22 protein-coding genes are annotated in these 21,927 nt (G+C 66.3%); 9 read left to right on the top strand and 13 right to left on the bottom strand.

From position 1 onward, the window contains the following. The 4 genes from paaK (at position 1) to NIBR502772_RS19805 (ending at position 4,073) form a co-directional block, all read left to right on the top strand. Positions 1 to 1,365 carry a phenylacetate--CoA ligase PaaK gene (gene paaK / locus NIBR502772_RS19785; RefSeq protein ID WP_141141464.1) on the top strand — a complete coding sequence of 455 codons (1,365 nt, stop codon included), beginning with the start codon at positions 1 to 3 and terminating at the stop codon, positions 1,363 to 1,365. Positions 1,366 to 1,437: 72 nt separating this feature from the next. Further along, the gene (locus NIBR502772_RS19790) at positions 1,438 to 2,043 is read left to right on the top strand and encodes a TetR/AcrR family transcriptional regulator (protein ID WP_141141465.1); all 606 of its coding nucleotides are present in this window, start codon (positions 1,438 to 1,440) and stop codon (positions 2,041 to 2,043) included. 8 nt (positions 2,044 to 2,051) lie between these two features. After that, on the top strand, positions 2,052 to 3,746 hold the full coding sequence (locus NIBR502772_RS19800; protein ID WP_246848598.1) for a trypsin-like peptidase domain-containing protein: 1,695 nt from the start codon (positions 2,052 to 2,054) through the stop codon (positions 3,744 to 3,746). Positions 3,747 to 3,785: 39 nt separating this feature from the next. Further along, positions 3,786 to 4,073 carry a hypothetical protein gene (locus tag NIBR502772_RS19805; RefSeq protein ID WP_141141467.1) on the top strand — a complete coding sequence of 96 codons (288 nt, stop codon included), beginning with the start codon at positions 3,786 to 3,788 and terminating at the stop codon, positions 4,071 to 4,073. An 88-nt stretch (positions 4,074 to 4,161) separates the two neighbouring features. Here NIBR502772_RS19805 and NIBR502772_RS19810 read toward each other — a convergent pair whose 3' ends face one another. After that, on the bottom strand, positions 4,162 to 4,569 hold the full coding sequence (locus NIBR502772_RS19810; protein ID WP_141141468.1) for a VOC family protein: 408 nt from the start codon (positions 4,567 to 4,569) through the stop codon (positions 4,162 to 4,164). A 166-nt stretch (positions 4,570 to 4,735) separates the two neighbouring features. Next, complete coding sequence (paaZ, locus tag NIBR502772_RS19815) at positions 4,736 to 6,838, bottom strand: phenylacetic acid degradation bifunctional protein PaaZ (RefSeq protein WP_141141469.1); 2,103 nt, start codon at positions 6,836 to 6,838, stop codon at positions 4,736 to 4,738. A gap of 132 nt (positions 6,839 to 6,970) precedes the next feature. Here paaZ and NIBR502772_RS19820 point away from each other — a divergent pair, with 132 nt between their 5' ends. Beyond that, a complete protein-coding gene (locus NIBR502772_RS19820; protein WP_141141470.1) occupies positions 6,971 to 7,402 on the top strand; it encodes a PaaI family thioesterase in 432 nt (143 codons plus the stop codon). A 71-nt stretch (positions 7,403 to 7,473) separates the two neighbouring features. Here NIBR502772_RS19820 and NIBR502772_RS19825 read toward each other — a convergent pair whose 3' ends face one another. From NIBR502772_RS19825 to NIBR502772_RS19835, 3 genes are read right to left on the bottom strand one after another with little or no spacing between them, the layout of a single operon-like run. Further along, positions 7,474 to 9,528 (bottom strand): S1 family peptidase, encoded by a 2,055-nt coding sequence (locus tag NIBR502772_RS19825; protein ID WP_246848599.1) that lies wholly within the window; start codon positions 9,526 to 9,528, stop codon positions 7,474 to 7,476. Between the two features lie 22 nt (positions 9,529 to 9,550). Next, positions 9,551 to 9,799: a hypothetical protein gene (locus NIBR502772_RS19830; RefSeq protein WP_141141472.1), complete on the bottom strand. Its 249-nt coding sequence runs from the start codon at positions 9,797 to 9,799 to the stop codon at positions 9,551 to 9,553. Further along, complete coding sequence (locus NIBR502772_RS19835; protein WP_141141473.1) at positions 9,796 to 10,491, bottom strand: tyrosine-protein phosphatase; 696 nt, start codon at positions 10,489 to 10,491, stop codon at positions 9,796 to 9,798. The genes NIBR502772_RS19830 and NIBR502772_RS19835 overlap by 4 nt, the downstream gene beginning before the upstream one ends. Positions 10,492 to 10,691: 200 nt before the next feature. On the opposite strand from NIBR502772_RS19835, the gene NIBR502772_RS19840 reads away from it, so the two are divergent. Continuing rightward, a complete protein-coding gene (locus NIBR502772_RS19840) occupies positions 10,692 to 11,510 on the top strand; it encodes an SGNH/GDSL hydrolase family protein (protein ID WP_141141474.1) in 819 nt (272 codons plus the stop codon). Positions 11,511 to 11,543: 33 nt separating this feature from the next. Here the strand turns inward: NIBR502772_RS19840 and NIBR502772_RS19845 are convergent, their stop codons facing one another. The 6 genes from NIBR502772_RS19845 to NIBR502772_RS19870 all read right to left on the bottom strand — a co-directional run bounded on the left by NIBR502772_RS19845 (position 11,544) and on the right by NIBR502772_RS19870 (position 16,234). Then, the gene (locus tag NIBR502772_RS19845) at positions 11,544 to 12,152 is read right to left on the bottom strand and encodes a GNAT family N-acetyltransferase (protein ID WP_141141475.1); all 609 of its coding nucleotides are present in this window, start codon (positions 12,150 to 12,152) and stop codon (positions 11,544 to 11,546) included. A 9-nt stretch (positions 12,153 to 12,161) separates the two neighbouring features. Then, positions 12,162 to 13,022: a 3-hydroxyacyl-CoA dehydrogenase family protein gene (locus tag NIBR502772_RS19850; RefSeq protein ID WP_141141476.1), complete on the bottom strand. Its 861-nt coding sequence runs from the start codon at positions 13,020 to 13,022 to the stop codon at positions 12,162 to 12,164. Further along, positions 13,019 to 13,810: an enoyl-CoA hydratase/isomerase family protein gene (locus tag NIBR502772_RS19855; RefSeq protein ID WP_141141477.1), complete on the bottom strand. Its 792-nt coding sequence runs from the start codon at positions 13,808 to 13,810 to the stop codon at positions 13,019 to 13,021. Before NIBR502772_RS19855 ends, NIBR502772_RS19850 begins: the two co-directional genes overlap by 4 nt. Continuing rightward, positions 13,810 to 15,021, bottom strand: coding sequence for an acetyl-CoA C-acyltransferase (locus NIBR502772_RS19860; protein ID WP_141141478.1), 1,212 nt, complete (start codon positions 15,019 to 15,021; stop codon positions 13,810 to 13,812). Before NIBR502772_RS19860 ends, NIBR502772_RS19855 begins: the two co-directional genes overlap by 1 nt. A 92-nt stretch (positions 15,022 to 15,113) precedes the next feature. After that, complete coding sequence (locus tag NIBR502772_RS19865) at positions 15,114 to 15,776, bottom strand: pentapeptide repeat-containing protein (protein WP_141141479.1); 663 nt, start codon at positions 15,774 to 15,776, stop codon at positions 15,114 to 15,116. Continuing rightward, a complete protein-coding gene (locus NIBR502772_RS19870; RefSeq protein WP_104060425.1) occupies positions 15,776 to 16,234 on the bottom strand; it encodes an SRPBCC family protein in 459 nt (152 codons plus the stop codon). Before NIBR502772_RS19870 ends, NIBR502772_RS19865 begins: the two co-directional genes overlap by 1 nt. 108 nt (positions 16,235 to 16,342) lie before the next feature. On the opposite strand from NIBR502772_RS19870, the gene NIBR502772_RS19875 reads away from it, so the two are divergent. The 3 genes from NIBR502772_RS19875 (at position 16,343) to NIBR502772_RS19885 (ending at position 19,746) form a co-directional block, all read left to right on the top strand. Beyond that, complete coding sequence (locus tag NIBR502772_RS19875; protein ID WP_168223584.1) at positions 16,343 to 18,622, top strand: PEP/pyruvate-binding domain-containing protein; 2,280 nt, start codon at positions 16,343 to 16,345, stop codon at positions 18,620 to 18,622. 64 nt (positions 18,623 to 18,686) lie between these two features. Beyond that, the gene (locus NIBR502772_RS19880; RefSeq protein ID WP_058931408.1) at positions 18,687 to 18,860 is read left to right on the top strand and encodes a CsbD family protein; all 174 of its coding nucleotides are present in this window, start codon (positions 18,687 to 18,689) and stop codon (positions 18,858 to 18,860) included. Positions 18,861 to 18,987: 127 nt separating this feature from the next. Then, the gene (locus NIBR502772_RS19885; RefSeq protein WP_141141481.1) at positions 18,988 to 19,746 is read left to right on the top strand and encodes a dienelactone hydrolase family protein; all 759 of its coding nucleotides are present in this window, start codon (positions 18,988 to 18,990) and stop codon (positions 19,744 to 19,746) included. A gap of 162 nt (positions 19,747 to 19,908) precedes the next feature. On the opposite strand, the gene NIBR502772_RS19890 is transcribed toward NIBR502772_RS19885, so the two are convergent. Together NIBR502772_RS19890 and NIBR502772_RS19895 are read right to left on the bottom strand one after the other, a co-directional pair. Then, positions 19,909 to 21,369: an amino acid permease gene (locus NIBR502772_RS19890; RefSeq protein ID WP_141141482.1), complete on the bottom strand. Its 1,461-nt coding sequence runs from the start codon at positions 21,367 to 21,369 to the stop codon at positions 19,909 to 19,911. 188 nt (positions 21,370 to 21,557) lie between these two features. Further along, positions 21,558 to 21,878: a Rieske (2Fe-2S) protein gene (locus NIBR502772_RS19895; RefSeq protein ID WP_141142177.1), complete on the bottom strand. Its 321-nt coding sequence runs from the start codon at positions 21,876 to 21,878 to the stop codon at positions 21,558 to 21,560. Positions 21,879 to 21,927 lie beyond the last annotated feature (49 nt).

A 21,927-nucleotide genomic window follows, 5' to 3' on the forward strand; every position in this document is an offset into this window, starting at 1 on the left:
ATGACCCTCCACGCCCCCGAAACCCCCATGCCGCAGTCCACGTCCCAGGGCACAGATCCCATCCTGGACCGCGAGGAAACCATCTCCCGCGACGAACTTGAGGCCCTCCAGCTCACCCGCCTGCAGCACACCGTGGCCTACGCCTACGACCGCGTGCCGCTCTACAAGCGCAAATTCGACGACGCCGGCATCCACCCCGCCGACCTCCGCGAACTGAGCGACCTCGGCAACTTCCCCTTCACCACCAAGGAAGACCTGCGCGCCGAGTACCCGTTCGGCATGTTCGCCGTGCCGCAGAGCGAAGTAGCCCGCATCCACGCGAGCTCGGGCACCACGGGCCGGCCCACCGTCGTCGGGTACACCAAACAGGACCTGGCCGACTGGGCCAAACTGGTGGCGCGCTGCCTCCGCGCGTCAGGCGTCCGGCCCGGCATGAAGGTCCACAACGCCTACGGTTACGGCCTGTTCACGGGCGGCCTGGGCGCGCACGCCGGCGCTGAAGCGCTGGGCTGCACCGTCATCCCGATGTCCGGCGGGCAGACCGAGCGGCAGATCCAGCTCATCCAGGACTTCCAGCCGGACGCCATCCTGGCCACGCCCACGTACCTGCTCACCATCGCCGACGCCATGGCCCACATGGGCATCGACCCGACGTCGACCTCGCTCAAGTACGCGGTCCTGGGCGCCGAGCCGTGGACGCAGGAGATGCGGCACGAACTCGAGGTCACCATGAACATCAAGGCCTGCGACATCTACGGCCTGTCCGAAGTGATGGGCCCGGGCGTCGCCGGCGAGGCCGTGGAAACCCAGGACGGCAGCCACATCTGGGAGGACCACTTCCGCCCGGAAATCATTGACGCCTTCAACCCCGTCGTGGGCAAGGAAAACGTCCTGCGCGACGGCGAGCACGGCGAACTGGTCTTCACCTCTCTCACCAAGGAAGCGCTGCCGATCATCCGCTACCGCACCAAGGACCTCACCCGCCTGCTGCCCGGCACCGCCCGCCCCGCGCACCGCAGGATGGGCCGCATCACCGGCCGCAGCGACGACATGATCATCTTGCGCGGGGTGAACCTGTTCCCGTCCCAGATCGAGGAAATTGCGCTGCGCATCCCCGAACTCAGCCCCCACTTCCAGCTCGAACTCACTCGCCCGGAAGGGCAGCGGATGGACCAGCTGACGGTCAGGATCGAACGCCGGGACGCGGTGACAGTTGAGCAGAGCACGACGGCGGCGCGCACGCTGCAGGAGCAGATCAAGATCCATGTGGGTTCTTCGTGCGCCGTTGACGTGGTGGCGCCGGGTTCACTGGAGCGGTCAAACGGCAAGCTGCGCCGGATCTACGACCTCCGTCCCAAGGCGTAGCGCGAACGGACACTTGAGGCCCCGGCTGCGCCGCTGCAGGGATTACCGAACGTTCATGGGAAAATAGCCGGTATGCCCACTACAGCAGTCCCCAGCAAGCGCGGCCGTCCCGGTTACGACCAGCAGTCGGTGCTGCTCATCGCCGTCGACGTCTTCAACCGGCACGGCTATGACGCCACGTCCATGGGCATCCTCGCCGAGAACCTGGGCATCTCGAAATCGGCCATCTACCACCATGTGCCGTCCAAGGGCGACCTCCTGAAGCTCGCCCTTGACCATGCGCTCGGCGGCCTGGAATCAATCCTCGAACAGCCCGGGGCGCAAAGCGGCGCGGCGGACGCGCGGCTGGAATTTGTCCTGCGGCAGACCGTGGCCGTCCTGGTGGAGCGGCTGCCGTTTGTCACGCTGCTTCTGCGGTTGCGGGGCAACACTGACATTGAGCGCGACGCCCTGGAACGCCGTCGCGCGTTTGATCACGAGGTGGCCGCCCTGATTTCCGCAGCCCGCGACGAAGGCTCGCTGCGCCAGGACATCGATCCGCGCACCGTCACGCGGCTGCTGTTCGGCACCATCAACTCAATCGTGGAATGGTACAAACCGGGCGGCTCCCTCACGCCGGAAAAACTGGCCGACGACGTCATCACCATCGCGTTCGACGGGCTCCACGCCAAGGCCTAGCATGAGGCATGGCCATCAAGCTGTCGGAGGTCCTCTTTGGCACTTTCGGTAAACTCCGTTACCAGCCCACCGCCAAACGGGTCCGCGCCCTGACCGGCGGGAACGCCGTCGTCGACACATTCCATGCCCTGCTGGTCTGGGAACCCCAGCGCATCACCCCCGTCTTCGCGGTCCCCGCGAGCCTTACCTCCACCGGGAGCCCCATGCTCCCGGTGCGCTACTACCTTCCCCCGGCCGACGTCCGGCTTGACCTGATGGAAGCCAGCGCCAAACGGACGGTGTGCCCGTACAAAGCCACCGCCAGCTACTGGTCCTACCCGCAAGCCGAGAACGGGAAGAACATCGCCTGGGCGTACACCCGGACCTTCCGCGACGCCGGCCAGATCCACGGGCTGGTGAGTTTTACAACGAGAGGGTGGACATCACGGTGGACGGCGTCCTGCAGGAGCGTCCGGTCACACCATGGTCCAAACAGCCGCCCAGCGAGCGCTGACTCTCGCGCGCCGGCGGGGGGCACACAGCACTGGCCTGCCGGTCCCGTCCACGGCTACGGTAGGAAGGAAGAGCCAGCGTCCGCGGGGAGGTTGCCCATGAAGCCGTCAGCCAGTCCATCGCGCCGTTCAGCCAGTCTCCGGGCAGCGCCGTGGGGCGTCCTGACGGCCGTCCTGCTGGCCGTTGCGGCATGCACGGGTTCTCCTGTTCCGCCGGCGCCCAGTGAATCGACTCCGGGCGCCTCATCAGCCGCGGCCACGCCGGGCAGCACCGGCTCCCCCAGCGCCGAGGCCCCCGCCGCCCCCGACGTAACGGGCGGCATCACGGAGATTGTGGAAAACCTGTCCCCTTCGGTCGTCACCATCTTCACCGACGGCGGGCTGGGCAGCGGCGTGGTCTACTCCGAGGACGGGCTGATCCTCACCAATGAGCACGTCATCCGCGGCCAAACCGAACTTGAGGTGGCCTTCGCGGATGGCCAGCGCGTTTCCGGCACAGTCAAAGCCACTGACCCCGTGACGGACCTTGCCCTTGTCCAGGCGGACCGGACCGGCCTGCCCAAACCGGTGTACCAGACCTCGCTGCCCAAGGTGGGCGAGGGGGCCGTCGTCCTCGGTTCGCCGCTGGGCTTCGAAAACACGGCCACCGCGGGGATCATCTCCGGCCTGCACCGCTCCATCCCCGGTTCGGCGCAGAACAGCCTGTCGCTGGTGGACCTGATCCAGACTGATGCGCCCATCAGCCCCGGCAATTCGGGCGGAGCGCTGATCAACATGCGCGGCGAAGTGGTGGGCATCAGCGAGGCCTACATTCCACCGTCGTCCGGTGCCGTAGCCCTGGGCTTCGCGATTCCGGCGGCCACCGCCGTCGAGGTGGCCGAGGAGTTGCTGGCGGACGGTTCAGCCGAGCACGCCTATGTGGGGCTCACCCCGGGCGAACTGACCCGGCAGATCGCCGAACAACTGGGCATCGACGCGAGCACCGGCGTCGTGGTTTTGAGCGTTGACGATAACGGCCCCGCCGGAACTGCGGGGATCCGTCCGGGTGATGTGCTGGAGTCGATGGAAGGCGTGGACCTCACTGCGCCGGAGAAGCTGCTGGCCGAGCTCAGGAACCGCAACCCGGGCGACACCGTAGGATTCAAGGTCAAGCGTGGCGGGCAGAGCGCGGACATCAAGGTGGAACTCACCGAACGGCCGGTGGCCCCGTAAACCCAGTACCCGTAAGCCCCAACAGTAGGAAGGCTGGTCATGACGGACCACAAAGATGCAGATCCCGGATTCATCGTTCCCGACCCCTCAGCCCTGCGGGAGGACCTGCCGGGCGACGCCGGCGACGAGGCGAACGTCATCCGCTTCAGCGAGGAGCAGGCGCTGATTGAGGAGCAGGCCCACGGCATCCGCCCGGACACGTACAGCATCCCGCCCGGCGGGCCCACCATGGAGGAAGCCCGCGGCAACATGGACCTCACCGACACCGGCACCGAACCATCGGATGACAGCAGCGACGACGGCCTGCACGGCGGCGCCGAAGCCTGAGCCGATTAACGAGGCAGAAGGGGAGCCCCCGTTCGCTGGGACGCCCCTCCTGCAGTCTGGTGTGCGGTCTGGCAGCCGCCGCGCATGGTCAGAGCTGGTATTCGACCTGCATGCCCAACGTCTCGTGAACGCAGAGGATGTTGTGCTCCGTGTCCATGAACCAGGCGCATTTCTCGGAGTCCGTGGTGCAGATGTGGTTCTCGGTCTTGAGGTTGGGCAGGTCATAATCCTGGAAACGGACGCCCCTGGCCTCCATGTCCTGCACGATCCGCTCAATGTTGCGCACCTCAAAACTGAGGGCGGTGTGCTCGGAGTGCTTCCCGTCCGAGACCGGCAACAACTGCAGCATCGGGCCGCCGTCGTTACCGAGTAATTCGCTTCCATTGTCTGTCATTCCGCGGTGCGGGAGGCCCAGTTTTTCGGTGTAGAAACTGTGGGCGCGCGCTGCGTCATCGACGGGCAGGATGGTTGTGGCTGTGCTCAGGGCTAGGTTCATTTGGCCACCTCCTACGGAGGAAATTTTACGCCGCAGCAACCCGGAAAGATCCAAACGCTCTCTCACATAATGCGGGAAAACCCCCGACGCTCTCTCACTTTCCTCAAGAAAGTGCGAGAGCGTCGCCGGAAACCTTACATCAAGTGAGAGAGCGTCCGGGTTGGGGCTACTTTTCGACGAGGGTGAGGACGTCGTAGGTGGCCACGATCTCGTCGTTCTGGTTGGTCAGGAGCGCGTCCCAGGCCACCTCGCCGTACTCGTCGGTTTCGCGCGGCGTGATCTTCTTGGCCGTCAGGGTGACCCGGATGGAATCCCCGGCAGCCACAGGCGTGATGAAGCGGAGGTTCTCCAGGCCGTAGTTGGCCAGGACCGGGCCCGGTGCCGGTTCCACAAACAGCCCGGCGGCCCAGCTCAGCAGCAGGTACCCGTGCGCCACGATCCCCGGGAAGAACGGGTTGGCTTCGGCCGCTTCCTGGTTGGTGTGGGCATAGAAGGTGTCGCCCGTGGAGTTGGCGAACTTCGTGATTTCCTCCAGCGAGACCTCACGCAGCTCCGATCGGATGGCGTCGCCAATGTGCAGCGTGGCCAGGGATTTCCGGAACGGGTGCGTTCCCTCGGTCTCCACGGTGAAGTTCCGGTCCGCCCCGGTGTGCCAGAGGCCGGTGACGGCGGTGAGCATGTTGGGCGAGCCCTGGATGGCGGTGCGCTGCATGTGGTGCATGACCGAGCGGATGCCGCCCAGCTCCTCGCCGCCGCCGGCACGGCCTGGCCCGCCGTGGACCAGGTGCGGGACGGGCGAACCGTGGCCGGTGGAGCTGCGGGCGTCCTCGCGGTTGAGCATCAGGACACGGCCGTGGTGGGCGGCGATCCCGGTGACGAGTTCGCGGGCTACGGCCGGATCGTTGGTGCACACCGACGCCACGAGGGAGCCGCCGCCCCGGGCGGCGAGGCGGACGGCGTCGGGCAGGTCCTTGTATCCGATCACGGAGGCTACCGGGCCGAACGCCTCCAGGGAGTGGATCGCGTCAGTCTCCGCGTCAGCCCAGCTCAGCACCACCGGCGACATAAAGGCGCCAGCGTCGACCACGCCCGTGGCGCCGCCGGCAGAGGTGACCGACGGCGAATCCAGCGTCCCGTACGCAAGCTCACCGCCGGCGTCGAGCATTGACTGCACCGCGGCGCGGACGTCGGCGAGCTGCTCCAGCGACGCCAAAGCGCCCATGGTGACGCCGTCGGCGCGGGGATCCCCCAGCACCACACGCTCGTCCACGCGCCTGCCGATCGCGGCGATCACCGCCGGCACCAGCTCCTGTGGGACGATGGCGCGGCGGATGGACGTGCACTTCTGGCCCGCCTTCACCGTCATTTCGGTGACGACTGACTTGATGAAGGCGTCGAATTCCGGGGTGCCCTCCACCGCGTCCGGACCAAGGATGGCAGCGTTGAGGGAGTCCGTTTCGGACGTGAACCGGACGCCGCCCTGCACCACGTTGGGATGCGATTTCAGGGACAGCGCGGTGGACGCGGAGCCGGTGAAGGCCACCAGGTCGCGGTAGTCCAGCACGTCCAGGAGGCCGCGGACAGAGCCGGAAATCAGCTGCAGCGAGCCCTTCGGCAGGATGTTGGATTCGATGATCGCCTTCACCACGGCCGCGGCCACATACCCTGTGGGGGTGGCCGGCTTGACGATGGTGGGGACGCCGGCAAGGAAGGCGGGCGCGAGTTTCTCCAGCATGCCCCAGACCGGGAAGTTGAACGCGTTGATCTGCACGGCGACGCCGGGGATGCGCGTGTAGATGTGCTCGGCCACGAACGAACCGTCCTTGGACAGCACCTCCATGGGACCGTCCACCACCACCTGCGAATTGGGCAGCTCGCGCCGGCCCTTGGAGCCGAACGTGAAGAGGACGCCGATGCCGCCGTCGATGTCGATCATCGAGTCGACCTTCGTGGCACCGGTCTGGGCCGAAAAAGCATAAAAGTGCTCGCGCCGGGCGTTCAGGTACTGCGCCAACTCCTTGAGCTTGAGCGCGCGCTGGTGGAAGGTCAGCTTGCCCAGTTCCGCCTGACCCGTGGTGCGGCCGTAATCCACGACGGCGGCAAGGTCCAGGCCGTCCGTGCTCACCCTGGCCAGGACTTCGCCGGTGCTCGCATCCCGCACGGGGACAGCGGACGCTGCCGCACCGGCGTCGGGGGTCCACCAGGAATCCTGCACAAAACTGGGAACGGTCTGGACGGTGTCGACTGTGGTTTCTGCAGTGGTGGTCATCGTTGACGGGTCCTTCCAAGGCGGGGACAAAACGCGGCCAGGGCTTTACTGACCGTCCGTTCGGTAATATGTCTACAGTACATGACTGTGCCGTGCCGCACACTGGAAGTCCAGGCTCGCCAAAGGAGACCCATGACCGCCCTATCCCCCGACGCCGCTGCGCCGGACACCACCCCGTGGAAGATTGTTCTCGGCGAGCTCGACGAGAAGATGGGCGTGAAAATCCTGGAGGAATCGGTCGAGCGCGTGGTGGCGACGATGCCTGTGGAGGGCAACAGGCAGTCGTTCGGGTTGCTGCACGGCGGCGCGTCCCTGGCGGTGGGCGAGGCTGTGGGTTCCTGGGCGGCCGTGATCCACGCCAGCACGTTGGGGAAAACTGCCGTGGGGGTGGACGTCTCCGCAACGCACCACCGCTCCGCGCGCGAGGGCAAGATCACCATCACCGCCACGCCCATCTACCTCGGCGGCACCCTGACCACGCACGAGGTCCTCATCACCAACGACGCCGGCCAGCGCCTCTGCACGCTACGCATCACCAACCTGCTGATGAAGCCGAAGAAGTAGCCGCCGCCTCCTCCGGTTGATCTATCACGTAGCGTCGCCATTCCAGGCTGATGACGACGTTTAGTGATAGATCATCGGGGGGTGGGGCGCTGCCGCTTCCGCCGCCACTTCGCCAGCACCAGGAACACACCGCCGACGGCGAGCGCACCAGCGGCCAGGCCGGCGAACAGGATCAGCCCGGATGCGCCGGTGTTGGCCAGGTTAGCGGCCCGGTCGTCACCCAGCGGACGTACGACGGCGGCGCTGTCACGTTTTGGGGGCAGCGCAGCGTTCGTGGCTGGCACCGCAGCCGGGGGCGAGGATTGCGGGGCTGGCTGGGAGGGCTGGTTGACCGGGGCGAAGTCGAAGGCCGCAGCACCGGATGTGCTGAATCCGTTGACCGTTTCGGCCGTGAAACGCAGCGGGCCGTCCACCGCGGGGGCAGTAAAGGACCACGCACGGCCAGCATCCACAGGAACCTCAAGAGGCGCCTGCCCACTCACGGTGATCCTGACCTTCGAACCCGCCGCGACAGCCGACGCCGGAGCCGCGGCCACCATGCCGGTGACGGTCTGGCCGGCGTCGAACGTTGCCCCCGGCGCGGGCGACGTCACCGCCGGCTTGTTGAGGAAGAGTTCCAGCTGGTAGCCGGGCAACACCGCCAATGAGTCCTGCAGCGTGGCGGCCACGGCGAAGTTTACCGGCGGCGCTTCGTTGGGTTTGGGCGCTTCTTCTCCGGCCGAGTGTGTGCCCACCGCGTAGTTGCCGCTGACCCAGGGCCCGCCGGAATCGCCGCCGCTGGACTGGACATCGAAGGACAGGAAACCGTTGAAGGCCCGCAGGTCTGCGGGGGCCGAGGTGATGCCCTGGACCACGTAGATCCCCACCTCGTCGATGGTTCCACAGGACCATGCTGACGTACGGCCGGAGCGGCAGACCGGCTGGCCCACAACCGGGGCAGCCGTTCCGATGATATTAACGTCCGGACCCGGCTCTGACGGATCGCCCCACGTACTGGCGGCGGGCAGTGGGTCCAGGTCCGCGCGGAGTTCCTCAATAACGGCGATGTCCGTTCCGACGTTGCCGGGGTTGGTCAGGTCCAACGGACGCAGGACAGTTGAGTTACCAGGTCCGCCGAACTGGCTGAAACCAAACTTTCCGAGCAGCCCGGCAGGCACTCCCTGGAATTGAAGCGTGGCCGTCTCCGCGTCGCCGTCAGCGCTGCAGTGGCCGGCCGTGAGCACTGCGGGGAGGCCTGCGGGGTCAAAGGCCGAGAAACCTGTGGAACAGATAATGCCGTTGTCAGCGGCGTAACCCAAACCTCCGGGGACGTCGGCCTGCGGCGCGAGCGGTGCCCCGGCGTCGAGCTGCACGTTGGCGTAGCGGGCCACAAACTCGGCGGGCGAGATCTTGCCGTCAGAGTTTGGGCTGGTGAGGCTCGAATTTCCGGCGTCGTCGGCCGAATCAGGCACTGTGGCCTCGGACCCGTTGCTTCCGCCGGTACGGACTACGAACCTGCTCCCGGTGTACGCCACAGCCTGCAACTCGGCCGCGCCCACGTCGCGGAGGTACGCCTGGTACAGCTCCTGGGTGCTCCGGGCCAGTTCGGTGCCGGTCGCCGGAGAACCGGTCGCCTGAGTGCCTGTCGCGGCCGGCGCGTCAGTTCCCCTAGCAGGAGCGTCCGACGGCGGTGCGGCGGGAGTCGTTTCAAGGGTCACGGCCGGGATGGTCGCGCTGAGCCGTGCCACCTCCGCTTCCAGCTCGGCCCCGGTGCCGGCAACCAGAATGCGGCCATCGTGGATCCGTGTTCCGAGGTAGCCGGGGATATCCTGCAGGGCCGCCACAACGTCCGCGGCCTGTTTGCCCAGCTGGCCCGCGGCCGTGAACTCGTCGGGGGTCAGGCCAAGATCGCGGAGGGCAGCTTCCCGAAGGCCGGCGTCGCCGGGGTGCGCGTCGCTGGGGTGCGCGTCACCGCCCCCGGATCCATCCGCCGTCGGGCTTTCCGCAGCGTCCGGCGACGCAGCATCCGCCGACACGACAGCCGGCGACGCAGCGGCCGGCTGCTCAACAGCCCAGGCCGGCACGGCCCCGAGCCCCACGGAAAGTGCCACTCCGGCAGCCGCTGCCGCTGCAAATACGCGTTTCAAACTGTGTGCCATCGCTTTCGTTCTACTCATCTGTATCGCTCCGCCGTGCCATGTACGCGGCCGCCACCGCGGCCAGGCACAAGATTGCCCCGCCCAGCATGAGGAAGATCTGGCCCGGGAGCCACTCGCCGTCGACGGTCCCGTCGCCGAGCCCGAAGTTCTCCTCCGTGGTCCCGAAATCTGAAGCGAGGACGGCCCAGAACGGCCCGGCCACAAGCATCACCACTCCCGCCACCGCGAGCGAGGCCGCCACATACTTCACGGAACTCATGGCGCCACCCGGCTGCCGAGCAGGCTCAGGACGGCGCCCAGTTCGGCCTCGGACAGGCCGTTGCGCAGCAGGAAGGTGCGGGTGTCCAGCTCCCGGACAAACTCCACCACGGCCTGGCCGCGCCGCTCCAGCAGCGGTGTCAGTTCGGCGTCGTCAATGTGGCGTTCGCCAGCATGGGGCGGGCCGTGCGTCCGGAAGCGTTCGTTGATGCCCCGGGCGGCCTTGGCGTAGCCGTCCGCAATGAGCTGGTCCGGGTCGCCGGCGAGGTCCTGCAGCATGGCCGCCACCATGCCGCTCCTGTCCCGTCCCGCCGCGCAGTGAATGACGACGGCACCGGCCTCGGCTGCCGCGACAGCGCGGAACACCGTCACGAACTTCTCCGGGTAGAGCCGGACGTTGTGCAGATAATGGGCGGGATCATTGAGGTACGGTCCGCAGACGGCGGTGAACCGCGGATCATCGGGTTCTTCAGTAGGTGCGGCGACGATCGTGACGCCGGACCAGGCCGTTTCGGTCACCGCAGGGTCGGTGTCCCGGCGCTGGCCTTCACGGGAGTTACGGAGATCAATCACCGTGCGGACGCCGTCGTCGTACGCCTGCCGCCAACCTGCCTCGGTGAGCCATTCGCGGCGCCCCATCCGGTAAACGCGGCCGGCAACGTGCCAGGCATTCACGGCTCCGTCCCAGCTCACGGCTCCCCCTGTCGTCTCCACCCGGACAGCTAACCACACAGCCGCCACCGCCCGCACGCGATGGGCAGGTACCGGACAGTGTAGCGGCGCCGGAAAATCGAGTACTCCGGGCCCGTGACCTGCCTTTGAGCGAGGGCGTACGGTGGCTGTTATATGCCTGTGTTATTTATTCAAATAGATAATCAAAAGGGGAAAATTCAATGGCACGTTCTGGAATACGACGTCGGCGCTCGGCTATAGCGGCCGGCCTCGCCACCATGGCAATGGCTTTGGGCTTCACGGTCATCCCGGCCGAAGCGGCGACCACGCAACGAATCGACTATGTGGCGCTGGGCGATTCCTACGCCGCGGGAGTAGGCGCGGCCCCTTATACGGACCCCACCTGCGATCTAAGCCGTAAGGGTTACCCTGTGATCGCTGACAATCTCCGCAACGTGGAACTTACGGCAAACGCAGCTTGTTCGGGTTGGAAAACTTTCCAGGTCAGGGATGCTGCGCTCCTGAAGGTCACTGGTGACACCGACATTGTGACGGTGACGGCCGGCGGGAACGATCTCGAGTCCATCGCCATCCTGATGGCCTGCGTGCCTGCACCGGAATCGGTGGAGTGCGCCACCGCTCAAGGGGTCGCGATAGCAAAACTGACTGACGGCAGCCTCGCCACGGGCCTGGGAGAAATCGTGGCGGCCATCAAGTCCAAGTCCCCTACTGCCAAGGTGGTCTTCACCGGATACCCCTTGCTGTTCGACCCTGCCCACCCGTTCGCCGGGGTGGCAAATCCCTTGGCCGGAGTACTGAATCAGGTCATCGCAGGCGTGGCAGGAGGGACCGGGTCCACATACGTCAACGTCGCGCCCGCTTTCACCGGCCACGGCATTGGCTCGGCGGCTCCCTGGATCAACTACAACCCGGCAAATCCGCTCGATAGCGCCAACTTCCACCCCAACGGTGAAGGCTATCGACACGGATACTTTGCATCCTTGGCCAGCCAGGATGCCTTCGTTGTGACGGCGCCTTAGCTCGACCCCGTACGATCTGCTCGCCAAGCATCGCTAGCGGTGCTTGGCGAGCCTGTGCTCCAGCCCGTTCCGGACCATGGGCCACTCGTGCTCCAGGATTGAAAACACCACGGTGTCGCGCAGGACGCCGTCGCTGGTCCGCCGGTGGCTGCGCAGCACGCCGTCCTGCTTTGCACCCAGCCTGGCGATGGCTTCCCTGGATTGGTGGTTCAGCCAGTGCGTACAAAACTCCACGGCCACGCAGCCCAGTGTTTCGAACGCGTGCCGCAACAGCAACAGCTTGGAGTCAGGGTTCGTGCCGGTGCCCTGGACCGACGCGGCGTTCCACGTGTAGCCGACTTCCACACGGGGCGTGCCGGCGTCGATATTGCAGTAAGTGGTCATGCCGATGATCCGGCCCGGGCCGCCGGTGGCAGGATCAATCAGCCGCGTGGTGAACGGCAGCATGGACCCCTGCTCCTGCATCGCCAGCCTGCGGTCGATCTCCGCCGCCATCCCGTCCGGCGCCGGGACAGACGTGTACCAGAGCTTCCACAGCTCGCCATCCTGTGCGGCCGCCACCAGGCCGTCATGGTGACGGTGCTTCAGCGGCTCAAGAATCACGTGCCGGCCGGTCAGGGTGATGGGTTCAAAGAGGGTCACCCGGAAATCCTACTCAGCCCAGTCGAAGAATCCCTTGCCGGTCTTCCGTCCAAGCTCTCCGCGGGCCACCTTGTCCTTCAGGATCTGCGGCGGCGCGAACCGCTCCCCAAGCGTGGAATGCAGGTACTCGGCGATGCCCAGCCGCACGTCCAGGCCCACAATGTCCGTGGTTCGCAGCGGGCCCGTGGGGTGCTTGTAGCCCAGGACCATGGCGGCGTCGATGTCCGCCGCGGACGCCACCCCCTCCTCCACCATGCGCATCGCCTCCAGCGCGATGGCCACACCCAGCCGTGACGAGGCAAAGCCCGGTGCGTCATTGACGACGACGGCGGTCTTGCCGAGTGCCTCGACCCACCGTTTCGCCGCCTCAGCCAGGTCCGGGGACGTCTGTTCGCCGAGCACCACTTCGATGAGCGTGGAGGCAGGTACGGGGTTGAAGAAGTGCAGGCCGAGGAAGTTCTGCGGCCGCTTGAGTTCGCGGGCCAGGCCGTTGACGGACAGGGACGACGTGTTGGAGGCCAGGTAGGCGTCGTCGGCCAGGCGCTCCTCGATGCCGCGGAGCGAGGTGACCTTCAGGTCCCAGTCTTCGGGAACGGCCTCGACCACCAGCTGGCGGTCCCTGAAGTCGTCGTAATCGACCGTGACGGCGAGCCGCGACACCATCTCATCCAGGTTGCCGTCGGTGGCTCCACGTTCGATGCTCATGGCGGCTGCGGATTCCACGCGTTCCCGGGCGGCTTCGGCGGACGCTTCGTCGCGCTCCACCACCAAGACGTTGGCCCCGTTGATCAGGAAGGCATGGGCGATCCCCGCGCCCATGCGGCCGCCACCGAGGACGCCGACGGTGGAGGGAAGGTTCGGGTTCGTCATGGTTTCTTCTTCTCTGATTTCTTGTCGAGGAAAGCCTGCATGCGGTCAAACTTGGCCGGGGATTCAAAAAGGATCCCCTGTGCCAGCTGGTCAATCAGCGGGTGGGCCTCGGCCGGGGCGTGGAAAACCGACTTCGTGATCCGGACAGCCAACGGATCCTGGCGGCCGATCCGGTCCGCCAGGTTGTGCGCGGCATCCATCAGGTCCGGTGCCTCGTGGATCTCCGTGATGAGGCTGGCAGCCAGGGCCTCCTCGGCGCGGAGGACCAGGCCCGCGAGCAGGATCTGCTTGGCCAGCGGCTCCCCCACTAGCTCCTTGAGGCGCCAGCTGGCCCCGGCCGCAGCGAGGATCCCCAGCCCTGTTTCGGGGTTGCCGATCCGCACACTGGGCGTTCCGATCCGGAAGTCTGCCGCGTAGGCGAGCTCGGCGCCGCCGCCCAGGCAGTACCCGTCCAGGGCGGCAATGACCGGCATGGGCAGCTTCGCGATCCGCACGAAAATCGTGGAGTTGATGCCCTGCAGGGCATCATCGCGGCGCCGCTCGCGGAGCTGGGCGATGTCCGCACCCGAGGCAAAGACGCCGTCGACCCCTGCAATGATCAGGACCTTGGGATTCTGCTCAAGCGCGGCGCAGACCACGTGCAGTTCGTCCACCATCTGCTGGTCGATGGCATTCCGGACTTCCGGGCGGTTGAGGAGGACCACCACGCGGTCCTCACGCTCCTCGACCAGGAGCGTGCGGAAGTCGCGGGGGCTCAAGTGTCCGTTCGCGCTTTCCGGGGAGGGCATCAGACACGCTCCAGCAGCATCGCGGTGCCCTGGCCCACGCCAACGCACATCGTAGCCAGACCGATCCTGGCGTCCTCGCGTTCCATCCGGCCCAGCAGGGTGATGGCGAGCCGCGATCCGCTGGAACCGAGCGGATGCCCCAGGCTGATGGCGCCGCCGTCGTTATTCACCGTGTCCGGGTCCAGCCCGAGCCGACGCATGCTCGCGAGCGACTGCGTGGCGAACGCTTCGTTAAGCTCGACGGCGCCCAGGTCACCAGCGCTGAGGCCGCTCCGTGCGAGCACTTTCTGCGTCGCCGGGACCGGGCCGATGCCCATGATTTCGGGTTCGCAGCCGGCGGAGGCGCCGTCGATGATCCGGGCCCTCGGCGTCAGTCCCAGCCGTGCGATGGCGGCCTCGGACGCAACGATGATGGCCGAAGCGCCGTCGTTCAGCGTGGACGAGTTCCCGGCCGTGACCACGGACCCGCCCCGAACCACGGGGCGCAGCCCGGCGAGGACTTCCAGGGTGGTGCCGGCCCGCGGGCCTTCGTCGGTGTCCACCACCGTTTCGGCTTTGCGGGACTTCACCGGCACCGGGACGATCTCGTCCCTGAAGCGCCCTGCGGCGATGGCGGCGAGGGAACGCTCGTGGGAGCGGACCGCGAAGGCGTCGGCGTCCTCGCGGGTGATGCCGTCCACGCGTGCCACTTCCTCCGCGGTTTCCGGCATGGAGTAGGTCATCTTGCCGTCCCGCGCCAGCTGGCCCTTCTGGAACAGCGGGTTGACGAAGCGCCAGCCGATGGACGTATCGAAGATCTGTCCCGGCTTCGCGAACGCCGTGGCGGGCTTCTCCTGGGCCCACGGCGCACGGCTCATGGACTCGACGCCGCCGGCGATCACCACGTCCGCGGCGCCAGACTTGATCATGTGGCTGGCCTGGATGATGGCGCTCAGCCCGGACGCGCACAGCCGGTTAACCGTGATCCCGGGAATGTGGAGGGGAAGCCCGGCCAGCAGGACCGCCATCCGGGCCACGTTGCGGTTCTCCTCGCCAGCGCCGTTTGCGTTGCCCAGGATGACTTCCTCGATACTGTCCGGGTCCAGGCCCGCACGGGACACGGCCTCCCGGATCACCAGTGCAGCCAGATCATCAGGACGGACCGCCGATAACGCACCGCCGTACCTGCCCACGGGAGTGCGGACGCCGCCAACAAGAAAAGCCTCGACCATAAGAACAAATCCTTTACGCCAGGGAGCCGGAATCTTCGGGGCCGTCCAGTGACCGCCCTATTTACCGACCGTTCGTTCTATAAAGACTACACTCACAGGACAAGGACGCCGAGGTGCCCGGCCAGGAGCGGCGCCAGCAGGCTCAGCTGATAGTCGTCGATCACCACGCCGGCCAGGCTGCCGAGGCCGCTGATGGTCCGGAAATCCGTGCCGCGAAGATCAAAATCCTTCAGCCGCGAGCCCGTCAGATCCAGGGTGCCGATGGTGCAGTTTTTCAGCGCCACGCGCGTCCCGGAGGCGGAACCGAGGTCCAGTTCGTTGATGATGCAGTCGCTGATGACAACGTCCGTCAGCTTGGACCCGCGCAGATTCAGGAAGTCCAGCTTGCCGCCGTCGATCCGGACCGACTGCCAGCCCGTCTCATACAGCTCAGCGGAGCCCAGCCGGGGATTGTTCAGCTGCACGTCCCGCCACGTGGAGCGGGCGGCCCGGAACACCGGCGCGTACAGCTCGGACAGGATGCAGTCCCGGAACGTGGCCCCGCGGAGCTGGGTGTCATTGAAGGAGACGCCCTGGAACTCACACTCGGCAAAATCCGTGCCGCTCAGCTCCAGACCGTCGGCGACCGCCCGGCTGTACCGGACGCCGTCGTACCTTTCACCACGCCGGAAGTCCGGGGCCGGATCATCCGTGACATCCTCCAGGCTGACCGGCGAGAGCCGGGGAGCCGTTACCTTGGGGGCCTTTGCCGCCACTAGAGCGATTCCGCTTTGGCGGCGATTTCCGCCAGGTCTTTCGTGAGCGCCTTGCGTGTCATGCTCATGCCCAGCTTGCCGAAGAGGGTCATGCTGACCTTGCTGAGCAGGGTGGGCTTGACGACGTCGGCGCCGAAGGTCAGCGTCAGGTCCGTCCCGCCGTCGCGCTCGGCCAGGCTGAAGCGCGAGGTGTAATCGGCGCCGCCCTGGAGGGCCTTGACCGTGGTGCTGCGGGGAGGATCGGCCTGCGTCACCCACATCTCCACAGTTTCCGAGCGGCCCATCATGGTCCGCGTTTCCTTCCAGCGCGTTCCCTCGCCGTAGGGCCCGTCGCTGAGCATCTGCACGGCGTCGATGCCGGACAGGGTGGAGGCGGAACCCGGGATGTCCGAGATGACCGCCCAGACCTTTTCCGGCGTGGCATGAATGTGCTGGGTCAGGCTTGTGCTGTGTTCCATGCATCGAGCCTAGTCGGGGGCACTGACATTCGACAGGCCGCCGGGCCAAGCGCGGGATCGGGTGTAGCCTCACTGCATAGAGCCCCTACCCACCCATGGAGAAGACCGATGGCGGACACCCAGCAGCCGTTTCCCCTGCTTGGTACCGTTCGCCCGGGACAGGCAGCGCTGGGCAGCAAGGCGGCCACGCTCAATGACCTCTCCGCAGTCGGATTCCGTGTGCCGCCAGGCTTCATCGTCACTGCAGAGGCCTTTGACCGGCCCGGCCGGATCCTCGCCGATGCATTGCAGGACGCCGCCGACAGGATCGGTCCGGGACCCTTTGCCGTCAGGTCCTCCGCTACCGCAGAAGACCTGCCCGACGCTTCGTATGCAGGCCTCTACGAGACCTTCCTCAACATTCCACGAGATGACCTCGAGGATGCAACCAGGCGCTGTCTGGCGTCCGCTGCCCACCCCCGGGTGGTGGCGTATGAGTCGGCGCGCGGAGCCTCTGGCCAGGAACAACCGGCCGCGCCTGCCATGGCGGTACTCATTCAACAGATGGTCCAGCCCCTTGCCGCCGGCGTCGCTTTTACCGCCAATCCGCTCACCGGGGACCGTGACGAAACCATCGTCACGGCCGTGCACGGACTCGGCGAACCCCTCGTTGCCGGTGACGCTGTCGGGGAACAATGGAGCGTCCGGGATCAGGATGCAGTCGCCACCCGGAACGCCGGCACTCTCACACCAGCCCAGGCTCGGGAGGTAGCCGGGCTGGCCCGCAGTGTCGCGGCCCATGCCGGGGCGCCGCAGGACATTGAGTGGGCCATTGACACAGACGGTGTCCTGTTCCTTCTGCAGGCCCGGCCCATGACGGCCCTGCCGGAGGCTGTTGATTGGGTGGTGCCTGGCAAAGGTCTGTGGTCTCGGAACTTCCGCCTCGGTGAATGGCTGCCGGATCCGATGACCCCGTTGTTCGAGGACTGGGTCCTTCCCCGGATCGAATCCGGATACCTCGACGGCATGCAAGGCGACGCCCGCGTGCGGGTGCCCTTCCGCTATGCCTCCGTTAACGGCTGGTACTACAACGCCCCGCCGGTGCCCTCCCCAAGGCTCCTCGGACGAGTAATTCTGGATAGCCGCGGCCGGGCACCCTGGTTCCTGTTCAACGCCCTCCTCCGCGTCTCCACCAATCCAGCCGCGGCGCACCGCGCGGTTCTCCATGGCCTGGAGCTGAAGTGGCGCAACCACCTGCTGCCCGAGTACCGCCAGCTCGTGCGGAACGCGGAACGGGAGGTTGATTCGGCATCCCCGGCCAGGCTTGTCGAACTCGTGGATGCCGTGTGCAATCAAGCAGGAATCTACCTTTGGTCGCTTTCCATCGTCGGCGGTTCTGCCTGGAAGATGGAATCCGCACTGGCCCGGTTCTGGCAGAAGCATTTGGCTGGCCCGCTGCACCGGACGGCTGCAGGAGCAACCGGCCACCAGGTGCTTCTTCGCGGCCTGCCCGGAACCGCCCCGGCAGGGGTTTCCCACGCGGTCTACTCCCTGGACTGGTACCACCCCACCGCCGGCGAATCGTTTCTCAGCCACAAGGGCGCTGACCAACTGCCGGCAACAGGGAAGGCCGAAGGCCTTAGCGCCCAGCGGGCCGACGCCGAAGCGGCCGCACGCCAGGCACTCAAGGATCAGCCCCGACTGCTCGCACGATTCAACGCCCTCCTTGAGGTCGCCCAGCACTACGCGGCCCTGCGGGAAGAACAGTCCCACGACCTGAGCCTGGCATGGCCGCTCCTGCGCCGCTGCGCCCGCCGGCTCGGCGAACATCTGGTCGCCACCGGCCTCATCGAGGATCCAGCGGACGTTCATTTCCTGAACCTGAACGAGGTCACCGGCCGATCAGCGGGTACGCGGCCGCCCGTTGCCAGCCGACGCGATACCTGGCAACGGCAGCGGAACCTCGCCGCACCGCTGACCCTCGGCGAAACCGGCAGGTTTATCGGTGATCCGATCGCCCGAGCGGTGGACGCGGCAAGAAGTTCACACGACCTGCCGGAAGGGGCCATCGTGGGGCATCCCGCGAGCACTGGACGGATCACCGGCATCGTCCGTGTCATGCATGGACCGGAAGACTTCGACTCCTTTCTCGAAGGCGAAGTACTGGTCGCTAAATCGACAGCGCCAGCATGGACACCGCTCTTCGCCCTTGCCGCGGCTATCATCACCGACGGCGGAACCCTGGCGGCTCACGCCTCCCTGGTCGCCCGTGAATTCGGAATTCCCGCCGTCGTAGGAACGGGAGACGCGACCCTCCAGCTCCGCACGGGGCAACGCGTCACCGTCGACGGCGGCGCAGGCATCGTCATACCGACAGGTCGCGGGAATTCGGGTTCCCCGAAATGGTAAGCATGCTTTGTGTTAGGCTTAAAAAGCATTGTCAGATCAACGGGAACGAAAGGCGGCCAGACTCATGGGCCTCGGAGACAAGATCAGCAACGAAGCAGAGCACCTGGGCGGCAAGGCCAAGGAAGCGGCCGGCAACGCCACGGACAACGACAAACTTAAGGCCGAAGGCCAGGCGGACCAGGTCAAGGCTGACGCAAAGAAGGTCGGCGAAAACGTCAAGGACACCTTCAAGGACTAGTCCTTCCACATTCGAACGGCGGCGGATTCCCATGGGGGGTCCGCCGCCGTTCTCTTGTCCGCCGCCGTTCTCGTGTCCGCCGACCGCGTCGACGGAGGGGATCGACGGCGGCGGCTACCCTTGGCCCATGACTTATGTGGACCTGAGTGCCCAGAGTGCCGCTGCCGGCGGTTCGCCTTCGCTCGGCGGATATCTCGCCACGCCTTCCGGGCCAGGTCCGTTTCCCGCGGTCCTGATGATCCACGAAGCCTTCGGCCTGAACGACCTCGTTCGCGGGCATGCAGACCGGATGGCCCGCGCCGGGTACCTGACGCTGGCGGTGGACCTGTTCAGCGACGGCGGCCCGCGCCGCTGCCTGGTCAGCACCATGCGGAGCATGCTCCGGGGAAGCGGCCGCGCGTTCACCGACCTCGCCACCGCCCGGACCTGGCTGGCCACGTCACCGCTGTCCACCGGCAAGACCGGGGTGATCGGGTTCTGCATGGGCGGAGGATTCGCGCTGCTGGTGGCCCGCGACGGCTTCGACGCGGCCTCGGTCAACTACGGCCGCCTGCCCGGCAATCTCGAGGAAAGCCTCCGCGGCGCCTGCCCCATCGTGGCCAACTTCGGCGGCCGCGACCTCACCCTCAAGGGCGCGGCCGGCAAGCTCGGGACCGCCCTGGACAACCTCGGCATCGAAAACAGCGTCAAGGAATTTCCCACCGCAGGCCACGCGTTCCTCAACGAAACCGACCTGGGCCCCGCGGTTTTCAGGCCGCTGATGCGCGTCATGGGCATCGGCCCCGACCCGGCGTCCTCCCCCGAAGCCTGGCAGCGGATCGACGACCACTTCGCCCGGCACCTCAAGAACATGGACGCCACCCGACCACCATCGATTGCTCCGTAGGGGCCCTTTTGAGTGCTCAAAAGGGCCCCTACGGAGCAATGGATGGGAACTTACGACGACGGCGGGCCGCCCCCGAAAGGGTGACCCGCCGTCGTCGGACTTCTTAGCGTCCGTCCGCAGGGTGTCCGTCCGCGTAGCGTCCGGCTGCTGGGGCGAAAAGATCTAGCAGAAGAGCTCGCTCTTGGGCTCGTTGTGCTTGACCTTCTGCCAGCCCAGCCACAGCACCAGTGCGAAGAACGGGATGGTGGCCAGGGTCCAGAGACCGAGGTGGAATACCTCGCCGGTCTTGCTGGTCATGGTGTCGAAGCCGATGAGCACGGTGATGGCCAGCAGCGCAATGAGCCCGACCCAGCTGCTCCAGGTTCCGCCGGGCGCGGGCAGGGAGGAGACCTTGCCCTTCTTGTGGCGCAGCGCGATCTGGCTGGCGAAGATGGCGCCCCAGGTGAAGATCACGCCGATCGAGGCGGAGTTGAGCGCGAGGTCGAAGGCGTGTGAGCCGCCCAGCCAGATGTTCAGCAGGATGCCAACGAGGTAGACGGCGCCGATGGCCAGGATGGCGGCGTACGGCACGTGGCTCTTGGACATCCTGGTCAGCCACTCCGGGGCGTGCCCGTTGTTGGCCATGGTCCGGAAGATCCGGCCGATCGAGTACAGGCCCGAGTTGCAGGAGGACAGCGCGGCGGTGATGACGATCATGTTCATAACATCGCCCATCCAGCCGAGGCCCATCTGGCCGAAAACGGTGACGAACGGCGAGGTGCCGGCCACGTACTGGTCCGAGGGCAACAGCATCGCCAGGAGGGTCACGGAACCGACGTAGAACACCACGATGCGGAAGACGACGGCGCGGATCGCCTTGGGAACTTCCTTGGCGGGGTCCTGCATTTCACCGGCCGTGATGCCGACGAGTTCAATGCCGTTGTAGGCGAAAATCACGGCGTTCAGGACCAGGATCATCACCAGCGCACCCTTGGGGAACATTCCGCCTTCGGCTGCGAAGAGGTTGTTCACCGAGGCGTTGCCGTCGCCCACCTGGGCGTTGGTGACCACCATGAAGGTGCCCACGGCCAGGAAGATCATGATGGCGCCGACCTTGAGGCAAGAGGCCCAGAATTCAAATTCGCCGAACGCCTTGACGCTCATGAGGTTGACGCCCACGAGCAGCAGCAGCGCGGCAATGGCGCTGAGTTCGACCGGCACGTTGGGGAAGAAGAACTGGAAGTACAGTCCGATCGCGATGAGTTCGGCGATGCCGGTCATGGCCCAGTTGATGAAGTACATCCAGCCGGACAGGTACGCGCCCTTCTTGCCGAACATCTCACCGGCGTAGCTGACGAAGGAACCCGACGTCTGGCGGTACATGATCAGCTCGCCCAGGGCCCGCATCAGCAGATAGGCGATAACGCCGGCAATAGCGTAGGAGAAAATGAGCGCAGGGCCAGTGGAGGCCAGGCGTCCGCCTGCACCCATAAAGAGGCCGACGCCGATGGCGCCGCCCATGGCAATCATGGTGACCTGGCGTCCGCTCAGGGATTTTTTGTAGCCCTCGGCGCTGAGGGTGGAGTCGACGACGGCGGATTGCGCCGTCGGGCTCTCGAGTTCTGTGGGGGTACTTTGAGGCACAACAATTCCTTGTGGGTAGGGGATTGGCCGGCACCCTTGGCAGGGACTTCTCCATCCCGAAAATTCGGTTTCTTGATGTTTCAAGGAATTTTCTGTATGGAAAGTCACAGTACGTCGAAGTTCGCGCGGCCTGTCTATCCTACAAGACTCAAACCGCAGCAAGTGACGCGGGCTACACCCTGACCCGGTTAAGCCAAACTATTGCCACGCATGTGGGGATAGTTCAGAACAATGTTCTGTTCGGCATCCTCCTGGACGCTGTACGTGCGCAAAGGTTCGGCGCCGGTGCTGGAGCAGCCCGTTTCCAGGCTGAACGTGTGCTGGTGCAGCGGGCAGATCACCACCTCCCGGTCGATGGTGCCGTCCGCAATGGGGCCGCCGCGGTGGGGGCAGACCGCGGACAGGGCGCGCAGGGTCCCGTCCCGCAGCCGGAAGACCGCAACCTGCTCGGCGTCCACCCCGAAGGCCCGGCCCTCACCGAACGGGATCTGGTCCACGGGGCCCAGGATGCGGCTGGTGGTGGTGACGGGCTCGGGGCTGAGCTGGTTAGCCGCTGTC

Source organism: Pseudarthrobacter sp. NIBRBAC000502772 (assembly GCF_006517235.1).
In the GTDB taxonomy this organism is placed as follows: Bacteria; Actinomycetota; Actinomycetes; order Actinomycetales; family Micrococcaceae; genus Arthrobacter.